The organism is Pseudomonas sp. JL27(2026) (genome assembly GCF_056933555.1).
On sequence record NZ_CM167794.1, the window covers coordinates 4829794 to 4847397 of the forward strand.

Genomic DNA, 17604 nt, shown 5'->3' on the forward strand with positions numbered 1-17604 from the left:
GCCGGCAGTATACCTGTGCGATTGAGACCCATGCCCTCGCCTTCGGTCGCCCCCCAAAGATTTTTCGCGTCGCCCAATACCTCACAGATAAGTAATCGTCACAACGCCGGCTTCAGACTCAGAGCTGCTGTGCCCACCAGAGCGAACCAACGGCTCATAACGGGCCGTAAAGGGTATGGTGCCATGGCGACAGACGTTATCCACACGGTTAACCTCCAATCTGAGCCGGGCTCCAACGTCAATCTGCTGTGCATCAGTAGAATTCATCGCACCAATACGTGCGACTTCACAACCACGCTCAACAATGCTCCCGACAAAACTGATGCCCTGCCCATGAGCAATGCCAGCCAGGGACAACAACAGAACACCACTCGAAACGGCTATTTTCAATTTCATTTCAAGGCTTCTCTCTGACGCTGGATCCATCCTGGGAGTCTGGAAAGTACGTGGGTGCTGCAATCTCCATACCCCATGGACTCTCTGTCCGCCCACGGTGCCGGACGTTTAACCAGCGTAGACGTCATCTCAGCTGACAGCGCTGTCAGTTAGCCGTCACGGTACTGACCGGACCGAAGGGCTATAACAGAAACAGACTGGCCCCCGTTCCGACTCACTGGCCCCGGCGATTGACCTGATGCCCATCACAAAACAATCTCTCCTGACTTTCGGCACCCTCGCCGTACTTGTCGCTATCGGTACCTGGGCTCTGATCCGGCCGGCAACGAGCAAACTCTCGGCATCGACGGCGATCCCGGTGCATGTGGTCCGCGTTGTCGAGCAAGACGTGCCGCGCTACATCAGCGGCATCGGCTCGGTGCTGTCATTGCACAGCGTGGTGATCCGGCCGCAGATCGACGGCATCCTCACCAAACTGCTGGTCAAGGAAGGCCAACGGGTCAAGACCGGGGACCTGCTGGCGACCCTCGATGATCGAACGATCCGCGCCAACCTCGATCAGGCCCGCGCCCAACTGGGCCAAAGCCAGGCACAGTTGCAGGTGGCCGAGGTCAATCTCAAGCGCTATAAACTGCTGACGGTGGATGACGGCGTCTCCAGGCAGACCTACGACCAGCAACAGGCGCTGGTCAATCAATTGAAAGCCACGGCGCTGGGCAATCAGGCCGCCATTGATGCTGCACAGGTACAGCTTTCATACACCCAGATTCACTCACCGGTGACAGGCCGGGTCGGTATTCGTACGGTCGACGAAGGCAACTTCCTGCGTATGAATGATACCCAGGGGTTGTTTTCGGTGACCCAGATCGACCCGATTGCGGTCGAGTTTTCCCTGCCGCAGCAGATGCTGCCGACCCTGCAACGGCTGATCGCCGCACCGCAGCCCGCAGCCGTTGACGCCTACATTGGCGCCGACGGTGCTACCGGTGATTTGCTGGGCGAAGGCCATTTGACGCTGATCGACAACCAGATCAGTGCCAACACCGGAACCCTGCGCGCCAAGGCTGAGTTCGACAACGCCACGCAAAAGCTCTGGCCGGGGCAATTGGTGACGATCAAGATCCAGACCGCTCTCGACAAAGGCGCCCTGGTGGTGCCACCGACCGTGGTCCAGCGAGGCCTGGACCAGCATTTCGTGTACAGGGTCAAAGGTGACAAGGTCGAAACCGTGCCGGTACACATGGTCTATCAGGACAGCGAGCTGAACATCATCAAAGGCGTGCAGGCCGGTGATGTGTTGGTCAGTGACGGTCAGTCGCGACTCAAACCGGGGGCCACCGTGCAGGTGCTCAGCGCCCTGCCGGCCGCAACCCAGGCTGCCACGTCGGAGCAGCAGCCATGAAGGGCCGGGGCTCGATTTCAGCCTGGTGCATCGACCACCCGGTTGCGACGGTCCTGCTGACCTTCGCACTCGTGCTGCTGGGGCTGATTGCCTTCCCGCGCCTGCCGGTTGCGCCGCTGCCCGAGGCCGAGTTCCCGACGATTCAGGTCGCCGCCCAGTTACCCGGCGCCAGCCCGGACACCATGGCCTCCTCCGTGGCCACGCCTTTGGAGGTGCAGTTCAGTGCCATTCCCGGCATGACCCAGATGACCTCCAGCAGTGCCTTGGGCTCGACCAACCTGACCCTGCAATTCACTCTCGACAAAAGCATCGACACCGCCGCGCAAGAAGTGCAGGCCGCCATCAACACCGCTGCCGGCAAACTGCCCAAGGACATGCCGACGCTGCCGACCTGGCGCAAGGTCAACCCGGCCGACAGCCCGGTGCTGATCCTCAGTATCAGTTCCACGCAAATGCCCGGCACCGAACTCAGCGACTACGCCGAAACCCTGCTGGCACGACAATTGAGCCAGATCGATGGTGTCGGCCAGATCAACATCACCGGCCAGCAACGCCCGGCGATCCGGGTCCAGGCCTCGGCCGACAAACTCGCGGCCATCGGTCTGACGCTGGCCGACATTCGACTGGCCATCCAGCAAACCAGCCTCAACCTGGCCAAGGGTGCGCTGTACGGTGAATCGAGTATTTCCACGCTGTCGACCAACGATCAGTTGTTCCACCCCCAGGAGTACGGCCAGCTCATCGTCTCCTATAAAAACGGTGCGCCGGTCCAGCTCAAGGATGTGGCGAAGGTGGTCAGCGGCTCGGAAAACGCCTACGTCCAGGCCTGGTCCGGCGATGAACCGGGGGTGAACCTGGTCATTTCACGGCAACCGGGGGCCAACATCGTCGACACCGTGGACCGGATTCAGGCTGCACTGCCGGACCTTGAAGCCATGCTGCCGGCGTCGGTGCAGGTCAACGTGCTGATCGATCGCACGCAGACCATTCGCGCGTCGCTGCACGAAGTGGAAATCACCCTGCTGATCGCGATTCTGCTGGTCGTCGCGGTCATGGCGCTGTTTTTGCGCCAGTGGTCCGCGACGCTGATCGTCGCCAGCGTGCTCGGGGTGTCACTGATCGCCAGTTTCGCCTTGATGTACGTGATGGGTTTCAGCCTGAACAACCTGACGCTGGTGGCGATCGTGATCGCCGTGGGCTTCGTGGTCGACGATGCCATTGTGGTGGTGGAAAACATCCACCGCCATCTGGAGGCCGGCGACGGCATGCGCGAAGCGGCGATCAAAGGCGCCGGCGAGATTGGTTTTACCGTGGTCTCGATCAGCTTCTCGCTGGTGGCTGCGTTCATTCCGCTGCTGTTCATGGGCGGTGTGGTCGGGCGGCTGTTCAAGGAGTTCGCCCTGACCGCCACCTCGACCATCATGATTTCGGTGGTGGTGTCCCTGACCCTGGCGCCCACCCTGGCCGCGCTGTTCATGCGCGCGCCAGTGCATCACGCCCACGCCAAAGCCACGTTCGGCGAACGCTTGCTGGCCCTCTACGAACGAGGCCTACGCCGGGCCCTGGCCCATCAGAAACTGATGCTGGGCATCTTTGGCCTGACGTTGTGCCTGGCGATTGCCGGCTACGTGTTTATCCCCAAGGGGTTCTTCCCGGTCCAGGACACCGGGTTTGTCCTCGGCACCACGGAAGCCGCCGCCGATGTGTCGTTTCCGGACATGGTGAAAAAACACAAGGTATTGGCCGAGATCGTCGCCGCCGACCCGGCGGTACAGGCCTTCTCCCATTCAGTGGGCGTCTCGGGCAGCAACCAGACCATCGCCAACGGGCGCTTCTGGATTGCCCTGAAAAAACGCGGTGACCGCGATGTGTCGGCCAGCCAGTTCATCGACCGGATTCGCCCACAACTGATGAACGTGCCCGGCATCGTCCTGTACCTGCGCGCCGGGCAAGACATCAACCTCAGCTCCGGCCCCAGCCGCGCCCAGTATCAGTACGTGCTCAAGAGCAACGACGGCCCGACACTGAACACCTGGACCCAGCGCCTGACGGAAAAACTGCGCAGCAACCCGGCGTTCCGCGACATTTCCAACGACCTGCAACTGGGCGGCAGCATTACCCACATCAACATCGACCGGGCGGCGGCGGCGCGCTTCGGGCTGACCGCCAGCGACGTCGACGAAGCGCTGTACGACGCCTTCGGGCAGCGGCAGATCAACGAGTTCCAGACCGAGATCAACCAGTACAACGTGATCCTCGAACTCGACACCCGTCAGCGTGGCAAGGCCGAGAGCCTGGCCTACTTCTACCTGCGCTCGCCGCTGAGCGGTGAAATGGTGCCGCTGTCGGCGCTGGCCAGGTTCGACGCACCCACCATCGGCCCGTTGTCCATCGCCCATGACGGCATGTTCCCGGCCGCCAACCTGTCGTTCAACCTGGCACCCGGCATCGCGCTGGGTGACGCGGTGATCATGCTCAATCAGGCAAAGACCGAGATCGGCATGCCGGCCTCGGTCAACGGCAACTTCCAGGGCGCGGCGCAGGCGTTCCAGAGTTCGCTGGCCAGCCAGCCGTGGCTGATTCTCGCGGCGCTGGTGGCGGTTTACATCATTCTCGGCGTTCTCTACGAGAGTTTCGTGCACCCGCTGACGATCATCTCCACCCTGCCCTCGGCCGGCCTCGGTGCCCTGATGCTGCTGTGGATTCTGGGGCAGGACTTCTCGATCATGGCGCTGATCGGCCTGGTGCTGCTGATCGGGATCGTCAAGAAAAACGGCATCCTGATGATCGACTTCGCCCTCGACGCCCAACGCAATCGAGGGTTGCCACCCGAGCAAGCGATCTACGAAGCCTGCCTGACACGGTTCCGACCGATCATCATGACCACCCTGGCCGCCCTGCTCGGCGCACTGCCGCTGATGCTCGGTTACGGCACCGGTGCCGAACTGCGCCAGCCACTGGGGATCGCGGTGGTCGGCGGGTTGCTGGTCAGCCAGGCCCTGACGCTGTTTACCACGCCGGTCATATACTTGTGGCTTGAGCGGCTATTCCATCGGCCCACACCAGCGCCTGCGCTGGCGAGCACACACTGAGGCGGGTCATGCGCGTTCTGATTATCGAAGACGAAGAAAAAACCGCAGACTACCTGCACCGCGGCTTGACCGAGCAGGGCTACACCGTGGACCTCGCCCCGGACGGGGTCGAAGGCCTGCACCTGGCACTGGAAACCGATTACGCGGTGATCATCCTTGACGTGATGCTGCCCGGTCTCGACGGTTATGGCGTACTGCGCGCGCTGCGGGCACGCAAGCAAACCCCGGTGATTATGCTCACCGCTCGCGAACGCGTCGAAGATCGGGTCAAAGGCCTGCGTGACGGGGCCGACGATTACCTGGGCAAACCCTTTTCCTTTCTTGAACTGGTGGCGCGCCTGCAAGCCTTGACCCGGCGCAGCGGTGGGCATGAGCCCGTGCAAGTGACCATCGCCGACCTGTGGATCGATTTGATCAGCCGCAAGGCCACCCGTGCCGGGACGCGACTGGACCTCACCGCCAAGGAGTTCTCGCTGCTCAGCGTGCTGGCCCGGCGTCAGGGCGAAATCCTCTCGAAAACCGCCATCGCCGAAATGGTCTGGGACATCAATTTCGACAGCGACGCCAACGTCGTCGAAGTCGCGATCAAACGCCTGCGCGCCAAACTCGACGGGCCGTTCGAAGAGAAGCTGCTGCACACCATTCGCGGCATGGGTTACGTGTTGGAGAGCCGCCGTGCCTCGTAATTCAATCGCGTTACGCCTCAGTGGTCTGTTCACGTTGGTGGCGGCGCTGGTGTTCCTGGTGATTGGCTGGGTGTTGTATCAACAGGTCGACAAGGGCCTGGGCCTGTTGCCCGAGGCCGAGCTGGATGCGCGTTACAGTGTGCTGGAGTCGACGGTGGGCCGTTACGGCACGCTGGAACATTGGGTGAAGATCAATAACAAACTCAATCTGCTCAGCGAGGAAGACAAGCGCATCCGCTTCTGGATCATCAGCGGCGATGCGACTTACGAATACGGCAACCTCACGCCGCAGATCCGCGCCTTCGCCGAAGGCCCGACGGGCATGCGCGACCTGCAATTGCCGGATCAGCCCTACCCGTTGAAAGTGCTGGTCAGCCAATTCCCGGCCAAGGACCAGCGCCCGCCGCTGCGCTTCATGATCGGCATCGATACCCACACGATTTATGAGACCCAACACCAGTTGCTGATGGCCCTGATCAGCCTGGCGTTCATCGGCGTGTTGCTGGCATCGCTGCTGGGTTACTGGGTGGCGAAGATCGGCCTCAAGCCCTTGATCAAACTGTCCCAGGAAGCCCAGCGACTGGCCCCCCCGCTGCTGTCGGCACGCCTGCAATTGTCACCGCTGCCGCCTGAGCTCGATCAGTTCGTGACTGCATTCAACTCGACCCTGGCACGCGTCGAACAAGCCTACACACGCCTGGAGTCGTTCAACGCCGACGTCGCCCACGAACTGCGCTCGCCCCTGACCAATCTGATCGGCCAGACCCAGGTTGCCCTGACCCGTGGACGCTCGGCAGAGCATTACTTTGAAGTCCTGCAATCGAACCTTGAAGAACTCGAACGCTTGCGCTCGATCATCAACGACATGCTGTTTCTGGCCAGCGCCGATCAGGGCAGCAAGGCCACCCAACTGACCTCGACTTCGCTGGCCAATGAAGTGGCGACCACTCTGGAGTATCTGGATTTCATTCTTGAGGATGCGCAGGTCAAGGTCCAGGTCAGCGGCGATGCCCAGGTGCGGATTGAAATCGCCCACCTGCGCCGGGCGCTGATCAATCTGCTGAGCAACGCGGTGCAGCACACCGCGCCCGGCCAAGTGATCCTGGTGCGGATTGAAGCCGAGGAACATCAGGTGAGTATCAGCGTGGCCAATCCGGGGTTGCCGATTGCCAGTGAGCATCTGCCGCGATTGTTCGAGCGGTTCTACCGGGTCGACGCCTCACGCAGCAACAGCGGCGCCAACCATGGGCTGGGGCTGGCCATCGTCAAGGCGATTGCGTTGATGCATGGCGGGGATGTGTTTGCGCGCAGTGATGGCGGCGTAAATACATTTGGTATTTATCTGCCGGTTTAATCTCGCTAGACTGCGCGCCCTGAGCGCCTGAACGATGATCATCGTTCCCATGCACTGGCGCCGAGTTCAAGTAACAGAAACGCGAAACGTCACTGACTATTGCTAATGGCGCAACAGTCCTTTCTGTAATCCGCTCTTTTTCGAAACACCGAAGACCTTTACTTTGGCCGCACCAAACAGCACTTGCCACGCAAGAAGGTCTTTGAACATGTCCAACAGTATGGGTATTGCCAGCGCTTTTGTTTTGTCTTCCTTGTTGATGTCACCGTTCGCCATGGCCGAAGAGTCGCCTGCCTTTATCGCGCAAAACGCCGCGCGGGCCGACGCCTTCGAAAAGTCCCAGGCTGAACTGACCGCCAAGGCGCAAAATGCTGTGCAACCCCAGCAAACATCCGTCAATCACGCTCAACCCCAGGTTGAAAAAGACAGCTGATCCGCCACACCCCTTAGTTTCCCTCGACACTTCACGAGGCTCTTTCCCTGGTGAAGTTGTCTTCAAAGCCGCTGCTGTCAGCGGCTTTTTTTCGTTGTGTAAAACACATCGGGTTACTCGTTTTCTCTAACAAGAAACACCGTCCAGTTAAAAGAATAAAGTTTGTTATAAACCCAAGGAGCTGTACCCCACGTGAGTATCACTTTAAAACTCAGCCCGTTGTTCATTGCAATGACCGCAATGATGGCTGCCAGTACCCAAGCGGCAGAAACCTCAAACAGCGAAGGTTTCGTTGACGACGCAAGCCTCAAGCTGACCGCGCGCAACTACTACATGAATCGCAACCGCCAGCAGCGGACCGACGACAACATCGAATGGGGCCAGGGCTTCATCGGGATTTTCGAATCCGGTTACACCCAGGGCACGGTCGGTTTCGGCGTTGACGCCAACGCCATGCTCGGGCTCAAACTCGACGGCGGTGGCGGCACCGACGGCTCGAGCATCCTGCCGGTCGGCAGCGGTAACGGCAAAGCCCCAGGCTCGTTTTCGAGCGCGGGCGGCACCCTGAAAATGCGTGCCTTCGACACCGAGCTGAAGGCCGGCGACCTGTTCCTCAACAACCCGGTGATTGCCGGTGGCATGAGCCGCATGTTGCCGCAGACCTTTCGTGGCGTCAGCCTGACCAACCACAGCTTCGACGGCTGGATGATCGAAGGCGGCCAGGCCAGTTTCACCAAGCCGTACAACGAAAGCGGCCGTCAGCGCATCGGCACGTCCTACGGCAAACTGGCGGACGGCGACGAAAGCCAGCACCTGAACTGGACCGGCGTGGCCTGGAGCGGCTTGCCGGGGCTGACCAGCAGCCTATATGCGTCCGAACTCAAGAATATCTGGAACCAGTACTACTATGACCTCGACTACACCTATGCGGTCAACGAGCTGGTCAGCCTGAACCCTGGCCTGCATTACTATCACACCCAGGACACCGGCGATTCGCTGCTGGGCAAGATCGACAACAACACCTACAGCCTGCACTTCACCGTCGGCGTGGGTAACCACAGCGTGACAGCCGCGTACCAGCGGGTGAATGGCAACACGCCGTTCGACTACATCAGCCAGGGCGACAGCATCTACCTCGACAACTCGCAGCAGTACTCGGACTTCAACGGCCCGAACGAGCGCTCCTGGAAGCTCAAGTACGCCTACGACTTCGCCGGTCTTGGCTTCCCGGGCCTGACCTCGGCCGTGTCGTACTCGCGTGGCGAACTGGACCTGAGCAAGGTCGATCCGCACAGCCGTGGTTATGCCTCCTGGTACAACCAGAACGGCGAGCACGCCAAACACTGGGAGCGAGACCTGGACCTCAAGTACGTGGTTCAGGGTGGCGCAGCCAAGGATCTGGCGGTGCGCCTGCAATGGGCGACCAACCGTGGCGGCAACGGCTACGGCACGCTTGATCAGGACACCGACGAGTATCGGGTGATCGTCGACTACCCGATGGATGTGTTCTAAGCACCCCCATCAAAAGGCCAGCATCTTTCGCTGGCCTTTTTTGTGTCCCGGATTTATACATTCTCATCATATGAACACGCATCAATGAACTGATAGCTGCGACGCTGCCCCCTCTGTTCGGGCACTACGCTTATACCGTCCCTCCAGCAGAAATCAGAACCATGACTGTGAGCCGCACCCCCCTCGAGGTTCCGATCAAGACCGGACGCCCCGAATTCATGCTGATCCTCGGCAGCTCGCTGACCGTTATCGCCATCCTCAGCATCGTCACTTTTTTGTTGATCCGCGAACACGCCAACGCCAAACAGTCGGCAACCCGTGGCGCGACCAACATCGTGCAACTGATCGATGCCGATGTGCTGCGCAACGTCGAACTCTACGACCTGGCGCTGCAAGGCCTGATTACCGCCTCCATGCGTGACGACCTGCAAAAGGTTTCGCCACAGATCCGCCATCTGGTGCTGTTCGACCGCGCCAGTACCGCCCGCTTCCGGGGCGACTTCCTGTTGCTGGACAAGCACGGCAATGTCATTGCCGACTCGTCGCGGGTAGACCCCAAACCCGGCAACTTCGCCGACCGCGATTACTTTCTTGCCCATACCGTCAACAAAGACACCGGGATGTTCATCAGTCGCCCGTTCAAGCCGCGTTGCAACTGCGATGATCGAGACCTCTGGCGCATCAGTTTCAGCCGCCGTATCTCCTCCTCGACCGGCGAGTTTCTCGGCGTCGCCGTTGCTTCCATGCACCTGGCGTACTTCGACGAACTGTTCAACAGCCTGGACATCGGGCGCGACAGTACCCTCAACGTGCTCAACAGCGACGGCATCCTGCTGGCGCAGAAACCCATCTTGAACAATGCAGCCATCGGCCAGAACTTCGGCAGCCGACCCAACGTCGTGCGCATCATGCGCGAGGGCACTGGCAGCTTCACCAGTGTCTCGAGCATCGACCAAAAAAATCGCCTGTACACCTTTTCACGTGTCGGCAACCTGCCCCTGACCGTCAGCGTTGCACTGTCCACCGAAGAGGTGTTCGCCGCGTGGCGGCGGACTGCAATCCTGATCAGCGGCGCAACCGGCGTGCTGTGCCTCGGCCTGTTGTGGCTGACCTGGTTACTGTGCCGCGAACTGCGGCTGCGTCAGCAGGCCGAGCGGGAACTGGCCCAACTGGCAGCCACCGACGCATTGACCGGCGTGGCCAACCGCCGCGCACTGGATCAGGCACTGAGCCGTGAATGGTCCCGCGCACAGCGCTCCAGCAAGCCACTGTCGGTATTGATGATCGATGCCGACCACTTCAAGGCGTTCAATGACCGCCATGGTCATCAGGTCGGCGATGACGCCCTGCGCAATGTCGCCCAGGTCATCAGCCAGAGTATCCGCCGCCCGGCCGACCTGCTGGCACGGTATGGCGGCGAGGAGTTTTGTGTGGTCCTGGCCGAAACCGATCACCTCGGCGCACTGCGTATCGCCGAGAACATCCGCGCTGCCGTCGAGCAGTTGCCGCCGGTCGACGGTGACACGTCACCGATCACCGTCAGCATCGGGCTCGGCACGTGGGCGGGTAAACCCGGTGAGAGTCTTGAAGCGTTGATGCTCGAGGCTGACAAAGCGCTGTACCGCGCCAAGCACACCGGGCGTAACCGGGTGGTGGCAGCTGGCGAACGGGTTTGACGCACCCAAAGCCACGCCGCGCGCAGGAGCAAGCGGTGCGGCGATCCGACTTACCCGCGATGAGGCCCCAACAGGCGCCCAAAAAACGCAGGCTACCTCGTTATACAGGTCATAAAAAAAGGCCACCCGAAGGCAGCCTTTAAAAACTAAAGAAAGAGAGTAATGCTTACACGGCCGCAACCGGACGCATGTAAGAGATCGGCGCAGTGCTGGCGTCTTCGAAGGTCACGACTTCCCACGCATCTTTCTGCTCAATCAATTTGCGCAGAAGCTGGTTGTTCAGTGCATGCCCCGACTTGAAGCCTTTGAACTCACCTATCAGGCTGTTGCCCAGCAGGTAGAGGTCACCAATGGCATCGAGGATCTTGTGCTTCACGAATTCGTCTTCATAGCGAAGGCCGTCTTCGTTCAGTACACCATCCGCGTCGACCACAATGGCGTTTTCGACGCTGCCGCCGAGTGCGAGGTTGTGCTTGCGCAGGTACTCGATATCACTCATGAAACCAAAGGTACGGGCGCGGCTGACTTCTTTTACGAACGAAGTACTGGAAAAATCCACGCTGGCACTTTGGGTGCGGTCGCGAAACACCGGGTGATCGAAATCGATCTCGAAGCTCACTTTGAATCCTTCGAAAGGGACGAAAGTGGCGCGCTTGTCGCCGTCTTCCACTGTCACTTCACGCAGGATGCGGATGAACTTCTTGGCTGCGTCCTGTTCTTCCAGGCCAGCCGATTGAATCAGGAATACGAAAGGTCCAGCGCTACCATCCATGATCGGGACTTCGGACGCGGAGAGCTCGACGTAGGCGTTATCGATGCCCAGGCCAGCCATGGCCGAGAGCAAGTGCTCCACCGTATCCACTTTGGTGTCACCGTTGACCAGTGTGGTCGACATAGTGGTTTCACCAACGTTTTCCGCGCGAGCAGGAATCTGCACCACAGGGTCGAGGTCGGCACGACAAAACACAATGCCAGTGTCGACAGGCGCAGGCTTGAGAGTCAGGTAAACCTTCTCCCCGGAATGCAGGCCTACACCTGTGGCACGGATAATATTCTTCAGGGTGCGTTGTTTAATCATGGCATGGGCCGCTTCAGCGCAAATTGCGAACTGGTATCAACAAAGGCTGGCGATGATAGCAGACCAGACCTTTGCTGAACACCAATCACCCTAATACCCCTGATACATTTCATCAATCGGCCTGGCGACGCAGGAAAGCCGGGATGTCCAGGTAGTCCAGATCATCTTGCGGATTCAGCTTCGCCGCTGCTGCTGCACCGGCCTGAGCCTGATTGCGCATTACAGTTGGACGGTCCAGGTCACGGTAGTTGACCGACGGCAGTTCCTGACGAGCAGGGGCTGGCGCCTGAGCAGCCATGGAGGTATGAACGGTATTGTCGATGACCTTCACAGGCTTCTCGATTTTTGCGCCCAGGCCCGTGGCAACCACGGTCACATGCAGTTCGTCGCGCATGTCCGGATCGATAACAGTACCGACCTTGACCATGGCGTGCTCGGAAGCAAAGGCTTCGATGATGCTACCCACGTCGGAGTACTCACCCAGGGACAGGTCAGGACCGGCGGTGATGTTCACCAGGATGCCGCGTGCACCTTGCAGGTTCACGTCTTCGAGCAGCGGGTTGCGGATGGCCGCTTCCGTTGCTTCGCGTGCACGGTTCGGACCGCTGGCGCAGCCAGTGCCCATCATCGCCATGCCCATTTCGCTCATCACGGTACGCACGTCCGCGAAGTCGACGTTGATCATGCCCGGACGCTTGATGATGTCGGAGATACCGCGAACGGCACCGGCCAGTACATCGTCAGCCTTGGCAAAAGCCGACAGAAGGCTGGCGTCTTTACCCAGGATGGTCAGCAGCTTCTCGTTGGGGATGGTGATCAACGAGTCGACGCTTTCAGACAGCAGACGGATGCCTTCATCGGCAATCTGCATGCGCTTGCGACCTTCGAACGGGAATGGACGGGTCACCACCGCAACGGTGAGGATCCCCATTTCCTTGGCCACTTCGGCAATGATCGGCGCAGCACCGGTACCGGTACCACCGCCCATGCCCGTGGTGATGAACACCATGTTGGTGCCCTGCAGCACTTCGGCAATACGCTCGCGGTCTTCCAGAGCGGCCTGACGACCGACTTCCGGGTTCGCGCCCGCGCCCAGCCCTTTGGTAACGGCTGTGCCCAGTTGCAGGATGGTCCGCGCGCCGATGCTTTTCAGCGCCTGGGCATCAGTGTTGGCGCAGATGAACTCAACGCCTTCAATGTTGCTCTTGACCATGTGATTCACGGCGTTACCGCCGCCACCGCCAACACCGATAACTTTAATAACCGGGCTTGCGGGGATGTTGTCTACGAGTTCGAACATTTTCCCTCTCCTTTCATTTCTCTAGTTTTTTCGCCTACTGCGCCTACTGCCTACTGCTTGTTGCCTGCCGCTTGAAACCTGCTTGCTGCTGTATTGCGGTAAATCTTTAGAAGTTGCCCTGAACCCAGCTCTTGATACGGTCGAGCAAGGCGGCTTTAGGTTCTTCGTTGCTGTAACTGTCGCGGCTGCCGATGCCCGAGAAGGACGTCCCGTCGGACTGCTTTTGCAGGCCGTACATCAGCAAGCCAACGCCGGTGGAATAAATCGGGTTGCGCACCACGTCGTCCAGCCCCTTGACGCCATGCGGCACGCCCAGGCGCACCGGCATGTGGAAAATCTCTTCGGCCAGTTCGACCGCGCCTTCCATTTTCGATGTACCGCCAGTCAGCACGATGCCGGCCGGGATCAAGTCTTCGTAGCCGCTGCGACGCAGTTCGGCCTGGATCAGCGTGAACAGTTCGTCGTAACGCGGCTCGACCACTTCGGCCAAGGCCTGGCGGGACAGCTCGCGTGGCGGACGATCACCAACGCTTGGAACCTTGATGGTTTCACCGGCACCGGCCAGTTTGGCCAGCGCGCAGGCGTAACGAATCTTGATTTCTTCGGCGTACTGGGTCGGAGTGCGCAACGCCATGGCGATGTCGTTGGTCACCTGGTCGCCCGCAATCGGGATCACGGCGGTGTGACGGATCGCGCCTTCGGTGAAGATCGCGATGTCGGTGGTGCCGCCACCGATGTCCACCAGGCAAACACCCAGTTCTTTCTCGTCATCGGTCAGCACCGAGTACGCGGAAGCCAGTTGTTCAAGAATGATGTCATCGATTTCCAGACCGCAGCGACGCACGCATTTTTCAATGTTCTGTGCCGCGTTCACCGCGCATGTCACGACGTGAACCTTGGCTTCCAGACGCACGCCGGACATGCCCAGGGGTTCACGAACGCCTTCCTGGTTGTCGATCACGTAGTCCTGCGGCAGGGTGTGCAGAACCCGCTGGTCAGCCGGGATCGCAACGGCCTGGGCCGCGTCGAGGACGCGCTCAAGGTCAGCCGAGCTGACTTCGCGATCGCGGATCGCGACGATGCCGTGGGAGTTCAGGCTGCGGATGTGATTGCCCGCCACGCCAACGAACGCCGAGTGGATCCGGCAACCGGCCATCAGTTGCGCTTCTTCGATGGCGCGCTGGATCGATTGCACTGTGGATTCGATGTTCACCACCACGCCCTTCTTCAGGCCACGCGAGGGGTGGGTGCCGATCCCGACGATTTCCAGCGTGCCGTCGTCCGAAACCTCGCCTACCAGCGCCACTACCTTGGAGGTGCCGATATCCAGACCGACGATCATTTTGCCGCTTTGCACGTTTGCCATGGTCCTGCCTCTCTTAATTCTTCGCGACGGCGGGTTGGGCCGTCGTGGGCGCTACAGGTTCCCGCCAGCCGACGGCGAGGCCGTTGGCATAACGCAGGTCGATGCGCGCGATGTTCGTAATCTGTTCTTTGAGCGTCTTGTCATAAATGGCAATGAAGCGGCGCATCTTTTCTACCAGGGCACCGCGTCCCAGCAGCAGTTCGATCCCGGGGCCTGCGCTACCGGCGCCAGTGGTCAGGAACCAACTGCCCCGTTCACGCAGTTCCAGGCGTGCAATCGAGAAGCCCATCGGGCGCAACATCTGGCTCAACACCTGGTACTGCTGCATCACTTGTTGCTGTGCCCGTTGAGGCCCGAACAGTTGAGGCAGGTGTTCGTAGTTGGCCAACTCACGCGGCGTGAACGCCTGGCCCTGGTTGTTCAGCAACGCTTCGTCGCCCCAACGGGCCACGGGCAATTGCTCTTCCAGGCGAATCACCACCTGGTCCGGCCACACGCGCCGTACTTCGGCATGAGCGATCCATGGCATCTGCTCCAGCTCGGTACGCATGCTTGCCAGATCAATGGTGAAGAAGCTCGCCGCCACGTACGGGGCGATCCGCTGCTGCACCGCTTGCTGGCTGATGTAGCTCAGGTCGCCCTGCACGTTGATCTTGGTGATCGGCCGGTCGGCGTAGGGCAGCAACCGCTGCGCGCCTTCATAAGTACCGAACCCAAGGGCAACCAGCAGCACGGGCCAGAACAAGGCTTTGAGAAAACCAAAATTGGCTTTCGGCAGGCGCACCGACATCGGCTCTTTGGCCACCATCCGGCTGGCACCCCGCGGCACCGGCTTGCGGCCGGGTGCGGGTGGCTGATGACGTAGCTGGTGGCCTTGCATGGACTTACCCTCGCGGCTCTTTGTTACCGGCAGCGCTGCTGCCAACACTGGCCGCCAGGATCGCCAACACCAACTGTTGGAAATCCAGACCGGCGGCGCGTGCTGCCATTGGGACCAGACTGTGGTCGGTCATACCCGGTGCGGTGTTGACTTCCAGGAACCAGAACCGCCCTTCGGCGTCCTGCATCACGTCAGCCCGTCCCCAACCGGCGATACCCAGCGCCTCACAGGCTTTCGCCGTGAGGTCCATGAGTTCTTGTTCTTTGGCGCTGTCCAGGCCACAAGGAATCCGGTACTGGGTATCGGAGGCCAGGTACTTGGCGTCGTAGTCGTAGAACGTGTGCGGTGTGCCCAAGGCAATCGGCGGCAACACCTGGTCACGCAGGGTGGCGATGGTGAACTCCGGACCTTGAATCCATTGCTCGACCAACACTTGCGAATCGTAGGTACTGGCCGCTTTCCAGGCGTCGATCAGTTCAGACGCGCTGGACACTTTGGCCATACCGATACTGGAACCTTCATGGGCCGGTTTGACGATCAAAGGGAAGCCCAGTTCCGTCGCCGCCAAAATACAGTCGGCTTCGCTGCTCAGTACCGCATGACGTGGCGTCGGAATACCCAGGGTGTGCCAGACCTGTTTGGTCCGCAGCTTGTCCATCGCCAGTGCCGACGCGAGGATGCCGCTGCCGGTGTACGGAATGCCCAGGCACTCGAGCAGGCCTTGCATGCTGCCGTCTTCACCGCCACGGCCGTGGAGAATGATGAACGCGCGATCGATCTTCTCGTTCAGCAAACGCTGCAGGAAGTCGTCGCCGACATCGATACCGAACGCATCCACGCCCGCACTTTGCAGGGCTTCAAGCACCGCGTTGCCGGATTTCAGCGATACCTCACGTTCGGCGCTTTTACCGCCGAACAGCACAGCGACACGACCGAAGTCTTTCGGGGCAATCGTCGAGAACAGATTGGCGTAGGCAGCAGTCATTTCAATTTCTCCGGGCCGGCAGCCGCAACGGCGCCCGCGAACAACGGACTTTTCAACAGTTTCGGCGCAAGACCACCGATGTCTCCGGCGCCCTGGCACAGCAGGATGTCGCCGGCACGCAGCAGCGGCTTGACCACAGGCGCCAGGTCAACGCCGCGTTCGATGTAGATCGGGTCCAACTGACCGCGCTGGCGGATGCTGTTGCACAGCTTGCGGCTGTCGGCACCGGGAATCGGCTCTTCGCCGGCCGGGTAGACTTCCATCAGCAACAGCACGTTGGCGTCGGCCAATACATTGACGAAATCGTCGTACAGGTCGCGGGTGCGACTGTAACGGTGCGGCTGGTAGACCATCACCAGACGGCGCTCCGGCCAACCACCGCGCACGGCTTTGATCACCGCAGCGACTTCGGTCGGGTGGTGACCGTAGTCGTCCACCAGCATCACGTTGCCGCCTTCGACTGGCAGCTCGCCGTAGACCTGGAAGCGTCGACCCACACCCTGGAAGCCCGACAGGCCCTGAACGATGGCTTCATCGCTGACGCCCTCGTCGGAGGCGATGCAGATGGTGGCCAGGGAATTGAGCACGTTGTGGTTGCCCGGCATGTTCACCGACACATCCAGCGGTTCGCGGTCAGGACGCAGCACGGTGAAGAAGGTCTGCATGCCCTGCTGGCGAACATTGATCGCACGCACGTCAGCGTCTTCGCTGAAGCCGTAGGTCACGGTCGGACGCTTGACCAGTGGCAGGATTTCGCGCACGACCGGGTCGTCCAGGCACATCACGGCCAAACCGTAGAACGGCAGGTTGTGCAGGAATTCGACGAAGGTTTTCTTCAGTTTGTTGAAGTCGCCGTCGTAGGTCGCCATGTGGTCGGCGTCGATGTTGGTCACCACGGCCACCAGCGGCTGCAAGTGCAGGAAACTTGCATCGCTTTCGTCGGCTTCAGCGATCAGGTAACGGCTGGTGCCCAGCTGTGCATTGGTGCCAGCAGCATTCAAACGTCCACCGATCACGAATGTCGGATCCAGGCCACCGGCCGCGAACACCGAAGCAATCAGGCTGGTGGTGGTGGTTTTGCCGTGAGTACCGGCCACAGCGATGCCATGGCGGTAGCGCATCAGCTCAGCCAGCATTTCAGCCCGTGGCACCACCGGAATGCGGCGCTCAAGGGCGGTCGCGACTTCCGGGTTCGAGGTGTTCACGGCGCTCGACACCACCAGAACATCAGCGGCCGCAGCGTTCTCGGCGCGGTGGCCGATGAAAATCTGTGCGCCGAACGATTCGAGACGTTCGGTCACCGGCGACGCTTTCAGGTCGGAGCCGGAGACTTGATAGCCCAGGTTCAACAACACTTCGGCAATCCCGCACATGCCCACGCCGCCAATGCCGACGAAGTGGATGCGGCGGATGCGGCGCATTTCCGGTTGTGGCATGGCTTTCT

The 17604-nt window shown here is 60.4% G+C and carries 14 protein-coding genes; 7 read left to right on the forward strand and 7 right to left on the reverse strand.

The window, feature by feature from the left end; genetic code table 11:
• Positions 1-81: 81 nt before the first annotated feature.
• Positions 82-396: a hypothetical protein gene (locus AC1Z1G_RS21905; RefSeq protein ID WP_483622438.1), complete on the reverse strand. Its 315-nt coding sequence runs from the start codon at positions 394-396 to the stop codon at positions 82-84.
• A gap of 238 nt (positions 397-634) precedes the next feature.
• On the opposite strand from AC1Z1G_RS21905, the gene AC1Z1G_RS21910 reads away from it, so the two are divergent.
• From AC1Z1G_RS21910 to AC1Z1G_RS21940, 7 genes are all read left to right on the forward strand, one after another.
• Positions 635-1798, forward strand: a complete 1164-nt coding sequence (locus tag AC1Z1G_RS21910; RefSeq protein WP_483622439.1) for an efflux RND transporter periplasmic adaptor subunit — start codon at positions 635-637, stop codon at positions 1796-1798.
• Positions 1795-4890: a multidrug efflux RND transporter permease subunit gene (locus AC1Z1G_RS21915; protein WP_483622440.1), complete on the forward strand. Its 3096-nt coding sequence runs from the start codon at positions 1795-1797 to the stop codon at positions 4888-4890. The genes AC1Z1G_RS21910 and AC1Z1G_RS21915 overlap by 4 nt, the downstream gene beginning before the upstream one ends.
• Positions 4891-4898: 8 nt before the next feature.
• Positions 4899-5576 carry a heavy metal response regulator transcription factor gene (locus AC1Z1G_RS21920; protein ID WP_483622441.1) on the forward strand — a complete coding sequence of 226 codons (678 nt, stop codon included), beginning with the start codon at positions 4899-4901 and terminating at the stop codon, positions 5574-5576.
• Entirely contained in the window at positions 5566-6930 is a 1365-nt protein-coding gene (locus AC1Z1G_RS21925) for a heavy metal sensor histidine kinase (protein ID WP_483622442.1), read from the forward strand. The genes AC1Z1G_RS21920 and AC1Z1G_RS21925 overlap by 11 nt, the downstream gene beginning before the upstream one ends.
• Positions 6931-7138: 208 nt before the next feature.
• A complete protein-coding gene (locus AC1Z1G_RS21930; RefSeq protein WP_483622443.1) occupies positions 7139-7363 on the forward strand; it encodes a hypothetical protein in 225 nt (74 codons plus the stop codon).
• Positions 7364-7594: 231 nt separating this feature from the next.
• Positions 7595-8875 (forward strand): OprD family porin, encoded by a 1281-nt coding sequence (locus AC1Z1G_RS21935; RefSeq protein WP_483627956.1) that lies wholly within the window; start codon positions 7595-7597, stop codon positions 8873-8875.
• 161 nt (positions 8876-9036) lie between these two features.
• Positions 9037-10551, forward strand: coding sequence for a sensor domain-containing diguanylate cyclase (locus AC1Z1G_RS21940; RefSeq protein WP_483622444.1), 1515 nt, complete (start codon positions 9037-9039; stop codon positions 10549-10551).
• 166 nt (positions 10552-10717) lie between these two features.
• On the opposite strand, the gene lpxC is transcribed toward AC1Z1G_RS21940, so the two are convergent.
• From lpxC to murC, 6 genes are all read right to left on the reverse strand, one after another.
• Complete coding sequence (lpxC, locus tag AC1Z1G_RS21945; RefSeq protein ID WP_347901935.1) at positions 10718-11629, reverse strand: UDP-3-O-acyl-N-acetylglucosamine deacetylase; 912 nt, start codon at positions 11627-11629, stop codon at positions 10718-10720.
• A 112-nt stretch (positions 11630-11741) separates the two neighbouring features.
• The gene (ftsZ, locus tag AC1Z1G_RS21950; protein WP_483622445.1) at positions 11742-12929 is read right to left on the reverse strand and encodes a cell division protein FtsZ; all 1188 of its coding nucleotides are present in this window, start codon (positions 12927-12929) and stop codon (positions 11742-11744) included.
• Between the two features lie 106 nt (positions 12930-13035).
• Positions 13036-14295: a cell division protein FtsA gene (ftsA, locus tag AC1Z1G_RS21955; protein ID WP_347901937.1), complete on the reverse strand. Its 1260-nt coding sequence runs from the start codon at positions 14293-14295 to the stop codon at positions 13036-13038.
• Between the two features lie 13 nt (positions 14296-14308).
• Positions 14309-15175, reverse strand: coding sequence for a cell division protein FtsQ/DivIB (locus AC1Z1G_RS21960; protein ID WP_347901938.1), 867 nt, complete (start codon positions 15173-15175; stop codon positions 14309-14311).
• A 4-nt stretch (positions 15176-15179) separates the two neighbouring features.
• A complete protein-coding gene (locus tag AC1Z1G_RS21965; protein WP_483622446.1) occupies positions 15180-16160 on the reverse strand; it encodes a D-alanine--D-alanine ligase in 981 nt (326 codons plus the stop codon).
• Complete coding sequence (gene murC / locus AC1Z1G_RS21970) at positions 16157-17596, reverse strand: UDP-N-acetylmuramate--L-alanine ligase (RefSeq protein ID WP_483627957.1); 1440 nt, start codon at positions 17594-17596, stop codon at positions 16157-16159. Before murC ends, AC1Z1G_RS21965 begins: the two co-directional genes overlap by 4 nt.
• Positions 17597-17604: the final 8 nt, after the last annotated feature.